We start from the raw sequence: 13867 nt of genomic DNA on the forward strand, positions 1-13867 counted from the left end.
TCATGTAAACGACAAAAGGCTTGAATTTTCAAGCCTTTTGTCGTTTTAGTGTATGGTGTTTTTCTAACTAAACATATCTCGAACCTTATGAAAGAATCCTTTGTCGGATTTTCCCGGTTGAGGAGCAAAGTTTTCCGAGCTTCTTAATTTCTCTAAGATTTCTGTTTCTTCTTTGGTTAATTGTTTCGGAGTCCAAATATTGACATGTACCAATTGATCGCCTACATGGTAACCGTTTAGTTCTTTGATTCCTTTGCCTTTTAAGCGAAGAATTTTACCGCTTTGGGTTCCTGCCTCTAAATTGATTTTTGCTTTCCCTCCAATCGTTGGAACCTCTACTGAGGTACCTAATGCTGCATCAGCAAAGCTCACATATAAATCATAGATGATATTGTTTCCATCACGGTGCAATACCTCATGTGCTTCTTCCTCTATCACGATTAATAAATCTCCTGCCACACCACCACGGGGAGGGACATTTCCCTTGCCATTCATGGATAGCTGCATGTCGTTTGACACACCAGCTGGGATTTTGATTGGGATTATTTCCTCTTCTAGTATACGTCCTTCACCGAAACAAACATCACATTTAGCTCCAACACTCTTTCCTTCACCACTACATGTAGGGCAAGTAGAGGACGTTACCATTTGTCCTAGCATGGTTTGCTGTACTCGACGTACTTGACCAGAACCTTGGCATGTTTGACATGTTTTTAGGTCAGTTCCATTTTTGGAACCATTTCCAGAACAAGTTTTACAAGCTACATGGCGTTTAACTTTAATTTTTTTCTCAACGCCATTGGCAATCTCCTCTAAATTAAGTTTTAGCTTAATGCGTAGATCCGAACCTTTACGTTGGCGTCTTCCACCACCGCCTCGGCCACCTGAGAAAAAGCTTCCAAATGGGCTTTCATCCCCAAAGATATCTCCAAATTGAGAGAAGATATCTTCCATGTTCATGTTGCCGCCATTAAAGCCACCACCTGCTGCTCCACCCATGCCCGCATGTCCGAATCGGTCGTATTGGGCTTTTTTCTGCGCATTGCTTAAAACTTCATAAGCCTCTGCCGCTTCTTTGAACTTCTCTTCTGCTTCCTTGTTATCAGGGTTTTTATCTGGATGGTATTTAATGGCCATCTTACGATATGCCTTCTTAATCTCCTCTTCTGAAGCCGTTTTAGCTACCCCTAATACCTCGTAATAATCTCTTTTTTGAGCCATTGTATTTATTAATTACCAACCACCACTTTCGCAAAGCGGATGACCTTTTCATGTAGTGTATATCCTTTTTCAATCACCTCAAGTACTTTACCTTTATCGGCTTCCGTTGGCGCAGCAAACTGAGTTATGCAATCATGTATTTCTGCATCAAATGTTTCCCCTTTAGCAGGAAGTTCTTTTAAGCCTTTAGATTGTAGGACTGAATTAATTTTCGCAAAAATCAATTGAATACCTTCGGAAATTTCACCTTCAGGTGCATTCGCTAGGGCACGCTCATAATCATCGATAACGGGTAGCAAATCAACAATCAAACCAGCAGATGCTGTTTGGATTAATTCTACTTTTTCTTTGGCGGTACGCTTTCTGAAATTTTCAAAGTCTGAATACAAGCGAAGGTATTTTTCCTTCATTTCTGCTAACTCATCCGTAGGTGTTTCCTGCTGCTCGCTCTCTTCGTTTTCTGTCAAATTTTCCTGATTTTCGGATTGGATTTTCTCTTCCTCTAAATTATTCTCGTTTTCTTTCTTTTTCATAAGGCAAAATTAATACGCTTTTATAGCCATACAAATCATAAGCCAAAAAGTATTTTATGACAGTTTGGCAGAGATAAGCCATATTCGTAATTTTAGGCATATGACACTAACTCCACATCAAGTTTCGGCAATCATCAAAAAAAAGGCCCTAGATGCTGGATTTTCTTTTTGTGGAATATCCAAGGCAGATTTTTTGGAGGAAGAGGCTCCGCGTTTGGAAGCTTGGTTAAACCAAGGTTTGCATGGTGAGATGGCTTATATGGCCAACCATTTTGATAAACGTTTGGATCCTAGAAAATTGGTGGAGGGGTGTCAAACGGTCGTTTCATTGGTTTTTAATTATTTTCCAAGTCCTAGCTTAAGCCCTTTAAATCATCATTTTAAGGTCTCTAAATATGCTTTTGGAGAAGATTACCACCGGGTAGTGAAAGATAAGATGCAAGTGTTGTGGGATGCTCTTCAAGATGAAATAGGGGAGATATCAGGACGGATGTTTGTGGACTCTGCTCCGGTATTAGAAAAAGCCTGGGCAAAGAAATCAGGATTGGGCTGGTTGGGTAAAAACGGAAATTTGATTATTCCCAAACAGGGGAGCTTTTACTTTATTGCCGAACTGCTCATTGATCTTCCTGCCGAGCCAGATGGTCCTATCAAGGATTTTTGTGGTACATGCACTAGGTGTATTGATGCCTGTCCTACGGAAGCTTTAAGCCCCTATTGGGTGGATGGTTCTAAATGTATTTCCTATTTCACGATTGAATTGAAAAACGGCATTCCGGCTTCTATGAAATCTGATTTTCAGGATTGGATTTTTGGATGTGATATTTGCCAAGATGTTTGCCCTTGGAACCGCTTTTCGAAGCCGCATCAAGAACCTAGGTTTGAAGCTAGTCCTGCCTTTTTAGAAATGAAGAAGGGAGATTGGGAATCATTATCTGAACAAGTATTCAAAGAATTATTCCACTATTCGGCTATTAAACGCACGAAAATAACTGGCTTACAAAGAAATATTCAATACGTAAACAAAAAAAACGAGTCATGAAATTCATGACCCGTTTCCACAAAATTAAACCCTAAAGTGATAGTCTTACGATCAATTGTAGATCAATTTCTTCTGTGGTCTTAATGCTTTCGCCAATTAGTGCTGCAGCACGTCGACCAATTTTTTCAGGTTGGTTTGAAAGGACAGTAATACCCCCTGATAATATTTCTTTGTATCCTTGATCATTGTAGGATATGATACCGATGTCTTTCCCTAATTTCCATTTTTGCTGATCTGCGTATTTGATGGCCTGAATTAAGTCTGAATCATCCAGGGTGAAATACAATTCGCCTTGGTTTAATTCCTCTCCCTCCAGACCATCTAATACTTTAAAATCCATGTTAATGGACTCACAGAAATCTCCACAGCCATTGATAAATTCCGCATCGAAGTATTCTTCTTCGGTTAATACGAGATTTAAACAACGGTATTTTTGAAACAGGTTTGTATGGTTGGTAAATTCTTGAATGATTTGTGATTTTGGATGGCAAACTATACTCGCATGAGTATTTTGCATACTTTCAAAATGCTGGTCTAACAAGATTAATCGGTCACCAGCAATCTTTTTTAAGCATTTAATATTTTCCTCTTCCTCTTCAATCAAATGAGGCATAATTACATAGTAATGGTAATTGCCCAATTGTTGACCTAATATTTCTTGAAATTGACGCGTCTTGTATTGATAAGTAAAAATGTCCACCAATACATTTTTGCCTACAGCTTCATTAAAAGAATTAAAGATGGCTTTATTGGTGTCAGTAATTTTGCCTACTAAAAACATCACCTTGGTTTTTAGCTTCAGCGACGAGTTGGAGATGAAATACCCTTTTCTAAAAATGGAGGTGATGGCTCCCATCTTATGCAACTCAGTATAGGCTCTTTCTACCGTATCTCTCGATAAATAACATTCTTCCGAGGCTTCATTGATGGAAGGCAGACGTTCCCCCGGCTTCAATTCTCCCATCTCAATATCTTGAAGAAGTGAATTAATTAATTGCTGGTATTTTGGCAACTTATTATCAAAATTTTTGCCAGAAAACGAAACAAATGATTTATTCATAATTTGGTTCTGAAAGATTTACTAATGGAGAAAGCTTTGAGTTAAAAACTAAATTATTATGTCTCAAAACGTGTTCAAAATTAAGTTCAAGAGCTTGGATACTTTAGGACAAATCTTTCATATTTAAGGATATATCTTGCAAAATCACCCATTTGAAAGAATTTGAAGGTATTTTTTACCCTTTAATCACCTTTTCTAGGGAAATAGGACATTGGCTAAATATTTCTATGTAGGATAAATCATCTCAGGATTCAGGAATATTTTTCTAATTTTAGTTTTTATTAGCCTAATAAAAGAAACCTTTTGAAACGATTATTTGGACTTTTCTTGCTTTTGTTTTTGGGTGTAAGTTGGCCACTTTCTGCCCAAAAGAGTCAGCGTTATGAACGCTTGACTACGGCATCCGGATTATCTCAAAGTACCATTTCAAAAATTATTCAGGATAAAAAAGGCTTTCTTTGGTTTGCCACTTCAGACGGACTTAACCGCTATGATGGGAATAATTTTGTGGTTTTTAGAAGTAACCCATCGGATTCAACCACCCTTAGTGGAAGTGATATTTTTACCATGTGTGAAGATGATGAAGGCAATATGTGGGCGGGCACCAGGAATGCTGGTTTGAATAAAATTGACCTATCTACGGGTAAGGTTTATCGTTTTTCTAAGGGCCCTAATGGTGAGGATTTTTCTTCCATGACCGTTTCTTCCATTTTGAATTTGGGAAATCATCGGGTCATGGTTTCTGCCACAGGCTTGGGTATTTTAATTTATGACACACGAGAAAACAAATTAATAGCCAAAGAATCGGACGTAAAAAACCCCATGATGGCAGATGTGGTGCGTATTTATCGCCATTCTAAAGGGGCTATCTGGTTTGGTACGCGCACGGGTTTATTGATATCCAGGCTTGGACCTAGATCCTATATGCCATTCAAATTGTCAGAAAAAAATTTAACACCGGATTACCGTATTCGGGTTATTAATGAGGCGGCTAATGGTGACATACTTGTGGGGACGGAGGGAAGAGGGTTATTTCGATTTAATCCGCAAAACCAACATTTTACTCGAGTATTTTACAATGCCCAAAGTCCTTTAAGTCGGCAAAATATCGTTACCAGCCTAACAAAAGATGCCTATAAGAATTTATGGATAGGAACAGATAATGGAGTATATGTACTAAATAAGGAAGATTTTTCCTCTTATTATCAAATTTCATCGAATCCTGATCCAGACCTTGGAATTAGTTCTTTTTCTGTCACCAGTTTATTTACTGATGCCAATCTAAATACCTGGGTAGGAACTTGGGAAGCAGGCTTAAATATTGCCTTTTACCAAAAACCTCGCTTTTCCATTCTACGTTACAAACCTAACACCTTGCAAGGGCTTTTAAGTAATAAAGTTACGGCCATAAGTGCTAGTAAAACGGATCCCAATGGCGTATGGATTGGTTTGAATGTGGGTTTGTCCTACTTTAATTATAAAACAGGGAAAATTGAGCATATCGTTAATAATGCTGGAGTTAACAAATTAAATCAGGTTTCAGATTTTGACGTCAGTTTATTACAATCGGATAAAGATGGTAATTTATGGATTGGCGTTTGGGGTAATGGCTTGATAAATTTGACTTCCCAAAAGAAGCAAATTGCCTATCCATATCAATTAGGTAACCGGGCTGCAAATTTGACGGCCATGAGCTTAATGGGAAATAAACTTTGGCTTGGGACCGTTGGTTTAGGCCTTTTAGAATTTGATATTCCCACTAAAAAATACCGTATTCCTTACCCAGCCTTAGGATCTAAGAATTTTGCGGGTAAGAATATTTCCAGTCTTATGGTCCTTGAAAATAAGCAAATATGGATAGGAACTACTGGCTTTGGATTATATCTGTACGACATAGCTAGTCAACAATTGACACATTTTGAGAAAAATGGAGCTCCCAACGGAATCCGATACAATAATATTACTAAAATATTTCAAGATCGGAATAAGCGAATTTGGGTGTTGACGAATGGGGGAGGTTTACATTTATTTCTAGGACCTGGTAAAGGTTTTAGGAACCTTACGGTGGCAGATGGTTTAGCATCTAATACTTTAAGGAGTATGATGGAGGATAAACAGGGAAACCTCTGGATTAGTACCAACGGAGGAATATCTAAAATGAACCCTAAAACACTCAAATTTGTCAACTTTGATGAATTGGATGGACTTCAAGGGAAGGAGTTTTTGGCCAATGCTTATAGTCAGAATAACAAAGACTGGTTGTTTTTTGGCGGCGCAAATGGACTTAATTTTATTAAGGCAGATAGCCTTAGGATGAAAATGGATATTCCGCCAATTTATTTAACTGGTTTAAAGATTTTCAATAAACCCGTTAAAGTAGGGGACGAAAATTCACCTTTAGAGCGAGATATCCTTCAAACTAAGCATTTAATCCTTCAGCCGAATCAGACAGTTTTTAGCTTGGATTTCGTGGCTTTGGAATATCAAAGGCCAAAGAACAATCGCTACGCGTATTATTTGGAAGGTTTTGATAAAGAGTGGAATGAGGTAGGAACACAACGCACGGCTACTTATACCAACCTTAACCCCGGGGATTATACCTTTAAAGTGAAAGCTACTAATTCCGATGGTGTCTGGGGTGAAAAACCATTTGAATTAAAAATTACCGTTTTGCCTCCTTGGTATAGAACCTGGTGGGCCTATGGTCTCTATTCTCTTATCTTATTTGGTTTGATCTATGGTTTTATGCGCGAGGTGAGAATTCGCGAGGCATTTAAAACGGACCTTAGGATGAAGGAAATTGAGAAGGAGAGAATTCGAGAGTTGGAGCAAGTGAAAACTCATTTCTTTACAAATATCTCTCATGAGTTAAGAACTCCATTGACATTGATAATCAGTCCGTTAGAGAAATATTTTTTAAATAATGCACAGGCCAATAAAGAACAGAAATCTAGGATATTGGCCATCTACCAAAATGCCCAAAAACTATTACACTTGATAAATCAATTGCTTGATTTATCTAAAATTGAAGCAGGGAAGCAGCAACCAGTCATAGCGCAACATGATTTAATTTTACAATTGAATGGTATCATGCAAGGATTTGAAGCTTATGCCGTTCAAAAGCAAATTAAATTAAAATGGGTTCCACCCATGGAATCCCTATTTGTATATTACGATGCCGACATCATTGAAAAATGTATTTCTAATTTACTTTCCAACGCATTTAAGCATACTCCAGAAGATGGAACCATAGCCGTCAAAATGGATTTAATTAAGCAGTTTAAAGCGGGATCTGAGGAAGTTCAAGTGGCTAAAATTCATGTGATGGATACGGGTAAGGGGATTGATTCGACTCATTTACCTCATATTTTCAATCGATTTTATCAAGTTCCTGATTCCATTGGTCGAGTAGGTACTGGAGTCGGTTTATCTCTTTGCAAGGAATTGATGGAGCTTCATTTAGGGCAGATAGAGGTTAGTAGCGAATTAGGTAAAGGCAGCGATTTTTGTATCGAATTTCCGGTAACCCAAAAGGATTATGATCCTTCCTGGATACTCAATAAACCGGTATTTAGTGCAATCGAGCCAAGCTCTGTTTTAAAGAAAGCGGATGAATTGGAAATAGAACAAGAGAAGCAAATTTTAATGGTGGTTGACGATCATTCAGAAATGCGTCAATTTATTTCGGATATTTTTAAAAATAGGTTTCAGATTATCCAAGCAGAAAGGGGTGAAGAAGCCCTAGAAATGGCCTTGAAATTTATCCCTGATGTCTTAATTACCGACTGGATGATGCCTGGTATGAGTGGTGTAAATCTTTGCCGAGCCTTACGCCAAAATCCTAAGACTAACCATATTCCATTATTGATTTTAACATCAAAAAGTTCGCACGAAAGTCAGATTGAAGGAATGCAATCCGGTGCTGATGATTTTGTTTCCAAGCCTTTTAATGCCGATATTTTGGAAATCAGGGTCAATAAATTGCTTGAAACGAAGGAGAGGATGCGGAAAAACTGGCAAAAACAAATGATTCAGCAAGGTTTAACAGAAGGAAAATTATCCGTGTATGAGGATCCCTTCTTGCAAAAAGCCACTCAATTGGTGATCGACCATCTTGCTGAAGCAGAATTTGATGTGGATGACTTGGAAAAAGGCTTGGATATGAGCAAAATGCAATTGTATCGAAAACTTAAGAACTTGACATCATTGGCGGGAAATGAGTTTATTCGTTCCATCCGTTTGCAACAAGCCAAATTGCTTTTAGAAAATTCTGAATTTAATATCTCCGAAATTGCCTATCAGGTTGGTTTCAATGATCCTGCCTATTTTACGCGTGCCTTTAAAAAACAATATGGGAAATCCCCGAAATCATTCATTCAACAAATTCAAGATGAAAAATCCTAAGTATGTTTTCTTAATTATTGTGCCCTTAACTCTTATGATTTCATCCTGGGGGTTTTTGGCGCATAAAACCTTGCAGCAAGTTTCTATTTATGCTTTACCTGATCCATTGGGAGCATATTTCTATGCAAATCAGGATTATTTGGTTAATCAATCCATTCGTCCAGATGTTCGCAGAAACGAAGATAAAACGGAAGATGTGAAACATTATTTGGATATGGATGCGGCCATTTTTGGACCAAATTATACCAAAGACATCCCTCATGAATTCTCAGCAGCTGTAGCTAAATATGGATTAGATTCACTGCGTAAGGAAGGTTTAGTGCCATGGGAGGTTGTCCGGGTTTATGGCCGACTGGTGAATGCATTTAAAAGGGAAATGAAAGATTCTGTATTATTTTATGCAGCAGATTTAGGTCATTATGTGGCTGATGCTCACGTACCCTTACATACCACCAAAAACCATGATGGTCAGTTAACGGGTCAAAAGGGATTGCATGCTTTGTGGGAGAGCTTAGTTCCGGAGGAACAACTATCTCAATATAATTTAGCTACTTATCAGGCAAAACCTTTGGTTTATATCTCTAAACCCCAAGATTTTATTTTTGAAATTTTGTTAGAATCACATGCCATGTTACCTGAATTATTTCAAGTGGAAAAAGAGGTTACGCTAGCTATGGGTGCAGATAAAAAGCACATGCAAGTAGTTCGAAACGGAAGAACTTTAAATTATTATACCAAGGAGTTTATTCAAGCTTATGGAAATAAGCTGGGCGCAAAGGTGCAAGACCGTATGTTGGTATCAGCCCACCGCGTAGCCTCCTTTTGGTATTCAGCTTATAAAGATGCTGGTTCTCCTGCTTGGGTGAATCATGATACTAAAATTTCTCAGGAATTAAAGGGCGCCTTTCAGGCGGAGAAAAAAGCCTGGTTAGCGAATACGTTGATTAGCGATAAATTATTAATCTCTGTAAAGAATAAAAAGGCCGAGTAAGGTGAAGAAAATTTTAATTATTTCAGATACCCATTCCTTTTTAGATCCAAGGTTGGAGCCTCATTTACAAGCTTGCGACCAAATTTGGCATGCGGGAGACTGGGGGTCAGTTCAATTGGCAGACCAACTTTTGACTTATAAAAAACCGATAGCTGGTGTTTATGGCAATATTGACGATAGGACCATTCGTAATATGTACCCTAAAATCATGCGCTTTCGATGTGAAGAAGTTAATATAGCCATGACGCATATTGCAGGAGCACCCTCTTCTTACAAGCCAGATGCTTATGAGGCTTTTTCAAAGGGAATACCTCAGATTTTTGTTTGTGGGCATTCGCATATTCTTCAAGTTAAGAGGGATATTAAACGAAATAATATGCTATTTATTAATCCGGGCGCTGCAGGGCAGCATGGATTTCATCCCATTCAAACAGCTATTCAATTGAAGATTGATGGTACGCGCATTTATGATGTAGAAATCATTCAAATGGAGCGGAATAGAAAGGTTCCTAAAGAAATGCTAGAGGAAGGAATGTAAGATAAATAGCTATTCAAGCCCTAAAAAAAGAAAGGTGTAAACATTTTATTGTTTACACCTTATTATATGAACACAGGATTTGGTAATTAAAAAGGCGGAATTAAATATTTTTATAAAAACAAATCTGTTATAATTTGAGTTTATGTCTGTTTTACTTTATGTATGACAAAATTCAACAAATTTACTTAGTGGCAAAAGGTTAATTTATGCCTGATGATGGTAAATATGTTACCTCAATTTAGTTCAGTTCTAAATTCTAGTGGAGTAATTCCAGTTAATTTTTTGAAATATTTATTGAAATTAGTAGGCTCATCAAAACCTGTATCAAAGCAAATTTCCTTAATGGAAAGTGTTGTAGAACTTAATTTTCTTTTGATTTCCAAAATGATGTAATCATCTAAAAACTCCTTAGCCGTTCGATGCGTAAATCGCTTGCAGATTTCATTTAAATGCTTGTAAGAGATATTCATCATATCCGAATAATCATTGACATTCCTGCTTTGGGAATATTTGCTTTCAATTAAATTTCTAAATTTTTCAAACACTTCAAATCCTTGCTTGGTAATTCCTTCTGAATACAAAAGGTTTCTATTGTTGAGTTTATAAAGTATGATAGAAAATAAGGAAGCTATGATTTGATATTTCAGGACATAGCGGCTATTACTATATTCAGTTGCCACTCTTTTCGCATAATCCATCATGCACTCATCTAATTGGTAAATAGGCTTAAATATGTGGTAATTGAATAATTGAGAAATATGAAAATATGTATTGGGGGTAAAGTAGTTTAATAGGTATTCCTTGGTAAAGAAAATGAAATAGCCATGGTAGTCAGACTCAGCATTTAACTCATGTATTTGGTTGGGTGAAATGATTAAACACTCATTTTCATTGACTAAAAATTCTTGAAAGTCCACCTTATGTTTGACCGAACCTTTGGTGATAATTAAGAGTACATAAAAATCTACTCGATGTGGGAAATAGGGGGTATGCGGTTCATATTTTGACCAATCTCGATTACAAAATTCTTGTAAATCAACGCATTCAAAACCTTCTGATTTTAGGTCTTCTTTAAACGATACTTTGGGTATAAATTTCAATGGTAGTACACAGTAAATGGTAAAACATGTTCATTGTTAATTACCAATTGTTTATGGTAATTATTGAACCTGAACGGGTTCAATCTTCTAAATGTATGTAAATTTTCAAATAACAAAAAATTCTTTGCAAAAATTGACATATATCAATTTTATATTTTGCGCTTGGGCAAGTTTAGAATACCCAATCTTCTTATTTCTTAATTTTTTGGCTAAAGATGGTGTTTCCAGATTCATCTATAAATTGAAATTCTAAGGCTTTGGATTGTATAAAAAAGGCAGCAAATCCATTGACCGATTGGGCGAAAATGGATTTATCTTTTGTTTGTAACGGAGTAATTTTACTGCCCGCTCCAGAAATCACATGATGTAGTTTTTGATTTAAATGGTTGTATTCCAAATGGTGTTCATGGCCTGCTAAATAAAAGTCTACTCCCATTTTTTCAAATAGTTTTTGCCAGGAATTCGCTACATGATTTATTCTCCCCATACGTGGACCAGAAGTAAATAGGGGATGGTGTCCTATTACGATTTTCCAAGTGGCTTTGGATTGACTCATTAATTTGGTAAACCATTTTTTTTGAGCACTAGTATCCTGTGCAGCTACATTCGATCTAAAAGGTTCCTCTGCATCGCTATAATATCCTAGTTCAAAGGGAGAAGTATCCAAAAATGCCATTAATAAGGTGGCACCATCGCCTAATTTGTAGGTTTTAGAATAGTATCTGGCAGGTAAATTCCATCTCCGACTCACTTTTGAATAGTCTATTTCAGCCTGAGGATTACCTGCATAATCGTGGTTTCCTAAAACGGGGTACCAGTTGACATGCAGACTATGTGCCGTATAAATATCTTCAAAACTACTTTTCCATGCCGGATCTTGGGCACTTGCTACTCCTTTGGGATAAATATTATCTCCTGTAGTAATGATAAAGTCTATTTCTGCCTCGGCGGCAGTCAAAGCCATTTGTTTGGCTACGTCTTTTTGGTGGTATTCGCCATGACGACCAAAATCACCCATAAGCAAAAAGCTGATGTCTGATTTAGGGTAACTTTTAGCTTGTTGGGCCCAATTTTGATGAAGGCCTACCCACATCATGAAGGCTATCAAGAAGGTTGATTTCATACAGCAAATGATTGAATATTTTCAAATACACTACCTTTTTGGAATGACTTTAAAATCCATCCTCCGCCAATCACGTCATCCCCTTCATAAAATACAGCTGCTTGCCCCGGTGCTATACCGGAAACCTCATCATGAAAAGTTACTTTGATTTTATCAGCTATTTGTTCAATTAAACCTTCCGTTCCTGGATCCTTGTATCGAACTTTGGTAATGGTTTCTAGGCCTCCGGCTGGTATTTCAGCATATTTCTGAAGATTTAATTGTCCCACATACATACCTGTACGATTCAAATCCTCTAATTTTCCAATTACCACCTCATTCGTTTCTTTCCGAATTTCCGTGACAAAAGCAGGAAAACCAAAGGCTTTTCCTAGTCCTTTTCTTTGACCAATGGTATAAAATGGGTAGCCCTCATGTTTCCCAATGATTTTTCCCGACTGATCCACGAAATTTCCTCCTTGCACTGCTTCTTCTAAATCAGGTAAACGTCTTTTTAAAAAGCCTCGGTAGTCGTTGTCTGGCACGAAACAAATTTCATAGCTTTCTGATTTATTCACTAAATCCACAAAGCCTCTTTCAGTGGCCATTTCACGGATGCGTTGTTTGGTTAAATGTCCCAAAGGCAAAATGGTCCTAGCAAGACTCTCCTGAGATACTCCCCAAAGCACATAGCTTTGATCTTTTAAGGCATCTACCCCCTTTGAAATAATATATCGATTATTTTCTTGTCGGATTTGGGCATAATGTCCTGTTGCGATAAAATCACATCCCAACTGGTCTGCTCTACGTAATAAGGCATCCCATTTGATGTGGGTATTACACATGACACAAGGGTTAGGAGTTCTACCTTCTACGTATTCATTAGTAAAATAATCGATAACTGAATCACCGAATTCTTCCCGAATGTCTAAAATGTAATGCGGGAATCCCAAGGAAACGGCTATATGCCGAGCATCATTGATGGAATCTAGAGAACAGCAGCCTGTTTCTTTCTTCGTTCCACCTGAGCTAGCATAGTCCCATGTTTTCATGGTCATGCCTATCACTTCGTACCCTTGTTCGTGTAATAATACAGCTGCGACCGAGCTGTCAATGCCGCCGCTCATAGCGACGAGAACGCGTCCTTTTGTTTCCATATTCAATTCAGGTTCAAAGCCTGCAGAAATTTTCCGCAATTTAATGATTTATTTCTCCAATAAGTCATTTTTATTTGTAATTCACGTCCTATGCAGTAGTTTTGCCAATTGTTTTAGAATAAAATATGATGTTAAAAACACGGGTGAAGGTTTCCTCCATTGATAACCTTTCGGATGCTCGATATTGTGCCGGCATGGGGGTTGATTGGTTAGGGTTTGCCTTGCATGAAATGCCATTAGATAAGTTTAAGGAAATTAGAAATTGGTTAAGTGGAGTGGAAATTGTAGCAGAACTTTCAGGACTTTCGTCAGATCAAATTAAAGAAATCGTTCAAAACTATGCACCTGATTGGATTGAAGTGGATTCCCGGGTGCAATTACCGCGTTTACTAGAATTAGATATTCCAAAAATGATGCGAGTCAATATTGATTCAGATAATTTACCTGCCTTATTTGCTACGGCTGCACCTTATGTGGCTTATTTTTTATTGGTGGCAGATTCTCCTGATTCTTTGGTGGGTATGGAAGCTCAGATAGAAACCTGGGCAGCTCAGTATCCTGTCATGTTGGGCTTAGAACTTCCAGAAGAAGATTTAGAGGAATGGGTGGAGCAAAGTTCAATCCAAGGAATAGGACTTATGGCTGGGCATGAGGATAGACCAGGATTTAGGGATTTTACGGATTTAATGAGTATCTTAGAAAAATTAGAAACGGAATAA

General features: G+C 37.6%; 11 protein-coding genes. 5 read left to right on the top strand and 6 right to left on the bottom strand.

Annotation, left to right across the window (positions count from 1 at the left end; all coding sequences use genetic code 11):
• Positions 1 to 63 precede the first annotated feature (63 nt).
• Both dnaJ and SKC36_RS00800 read right to left on the bottom strand, forming a co-directional pair.
• Entirely contained in the window at positions 64 to 1221 is a 1158-nt protein-coding gene (dnaJ, locus tag SKC36_RS00795) for a molecular chaperone DnaJ (protein WP_459464009.1), read from the bottom strand.
• Positions 1222 to 1229: 8 nt separating this feature from the next.
• Positions 1230 to 1754, bottom strand: a complete 525-nt coding sequence (locus SKC36_RS00800) for a nucleotide exchange factor GrpE (RefSeq protein WP_459452591.1) — start codon at positions 1752 to 1754, stop codon at positions 1230 to 1232.
• Between the two features lie 100 nt (positions 1755 to 1854).
• On the opposite strand from SKC36_RS00800, the gene queG reads away from it, so the two are divergent.
• A complete protein-coding gene (gene queG / locus SKC36_RS00805; protein ID WP_459464011.1) occupies positions 1855 to 2796 on the top strand; it encodes a tRNA epoxyqueuosine(34) reductase QueG in 942 nt (313 codons plus the stop codon).
• Between the two features lie 31 nt (positions 2797 to 2827).
• On the opposite strand, the gene SKC36_RS00810 is transcribed toward queG, so the two are convergent.
• Positions 2828 to 3856 (bottom strand): GntR family transcriptional regulator, encoded by a 1029-nt coding sequence (locus SKC36_RS00810; RefSeq protein ID WP_459464013.1) that lies wholly within the window; start codon positions 3854 to 3856, stop codon positions 2828 to 2830.
• A gap of 303 nt (positions 3857 to 4159) precedes the next feature.
• Here SKC36_RS00810 and SKC36_RS00815 point away from each other — a divergent pair, with 303 nt between their 5' ends.
• From SKC36_RS00815 to SKC36_RS00825, 3 genes are read left to right on the top strand one after another with little or no spacing between them, the layout of a single operon-like run.
• A complete protein-coding gene (locus tag SKC36_RS00815) occupies positions 4160 to 8260 on the top strand; it encodes a hybrid sensor histidine kinase/response regulator transcription factor (protein ID WP_459464015.1) in 4101 nt (1366 codons plus the stop codon).
• Positions 8247 to 9251, top strand: a complete 1005-nt coding sequence (locus SKC36_RS00820) for a zinc dependent phospholipase C family protein (protein ID WP_459464018.1) — start codon at positions 8247 to 8249, stop codon at positions 9249 to 9251. Before SKC36_RS00815 ends, SKC36_RS00820 begins: the two co-directional genes overlap by 14 nt.
• Before the next feature lies 1 nt (position 9252).
• Positions 9253 to 9789: a metallophosphoesterase family protein gene (locus tag SKC36_RS00825; RefSeq protein ID WP_459452600.1), complete on the top strand. Its 537-nt coding sequence runs from the start codon at positions 9253 to 9255 to the stop codon at positions 9787 to 9789.
• Positions 9790 to 10022: 233 nt separating this feature from the next.
• On the opposite strand, the gene SKC36_RS00830 is transcribed toward SKC36_RS00825, so the two are convergent.
• The 3 genes from SKC36_RS00830 to mnmA all read right to left on the bottom strand — a co-directional run bounded on the left by SKC36_RS00830 (position 10023) and on the right by mnmA (position 13148).
• Positions 10023 to 10889 (bottom strand): AraC family transcriptional regulator, encoded by an 867-nt coding sequence (locus SKC36_RS00830; RefSeq protein WP_459452602.1) that lies wholly within the window; start codon positions 10887 to 10889, stop codon positions 10023 to 10025.
• A gap of 190 nt (positions 10890 to 11079) precedes the next feature.
• Positions 11080 to 12012 carry a metallophosphoesterase gene (locus SKC36_RS00835; protein ID WP_459464020.1) on the bottom strand — a complete coding sequence of 311 codons (933 nt, stop codon included), beginning with the start codon at positions 12010 to 12012 and terminating at the stop codon, positions 11080 to 11082.
• On the bottom strand, positions 12009 to 13148 hold the full coding sequence (mnmA, locus tag SKC36_RS00840) for a tRNA 2-thiouridine(34) synthase MnmA (protein ID WP_459464022.1): 1140 nt from the start codon (positions 13146 to 13148) through the stop codon (positions 12009 to 12011). The genes SKC36_RS00835 and mnmA overlap by 4 nt, the downstream gene beginning before the upstream one ends.
• 125 nt (positions 13149 to 13273) lie before the next feature.
• On the opposite strand from mnmA, the gene SKC36_RS00845 reads away from it, so the two are divergent.
• Complete coding sequence (locus SKC36_RS00845) at positions 13274 to 13867, top strand: N-(5'-phosphoribosyl)anthranilate isomerase (RefSeq protein WP_459464024.1); 594 nt, start codon at positions 13274 to 13276, stop codon at positions 13865 to 13867.

This window comes from Aquirufa sp. OSTEICH-129A, assembly GCF_054558355.1.

Bases quoted from the DNA above. Each gene is read 5' to 3' on its own strand.
- dnaJ (WP_459464009.1), bottom strand. From the start codon at position 1,221: ATGGCTCAAAAAAGAGATTATTACGAGGTATTAGGGGTAGCTAAAACG.
- SKC36_RS00800 (WP_459452591.1), bottom strand. From the start codon at position 1,754: ATGAAAAAGAAAGAAAACGAGAATAATTTAGAGGAAGAGAAAATCCAA.
- queG (WP_459464011.1), top strand. From the start codon at position 1,855: ATGACACTAACTCCACATCAAGTTTCGGCAATCATCAAAAAAAAGGCC.
- SKC36_RS00810 (WP_459464013.1), bottom strand. From the start codon at position 3,856: ATGAATAAATCATTTGTTTCGTTTTCTGGCAAAAATTTTGATAATAAG.
- SKC36_RS00820 (WP_459464018.1), top strand. From the start codon at position 8,247: ATGAAAAATCCTAAGTATGTTTTCTTAATTATTGTGCCCTTAACTCTT.
- SKC36_RS00835 (WP_459464020.1), bottom strand. From the start codon at position 12,012: ATGAAATCAACCTTCTTGATAGCCTTCATGATGTGGGTAGGCCTTCAT.
- mnmA (WP_459464022.1), bottom strand. From the start codon at position 13,148: ATGGAAACAAAAGGACGCGTTCTCGTCGCTATGAGCGGCGGCATTGAC.
- SKC36_RS00845 (WP_459464024.1), top strand. From the start codon at position 13,274: ATGATGTTAAAAACACGGGTGAAGGTTTCCTCCATTGATAACCTTTCG.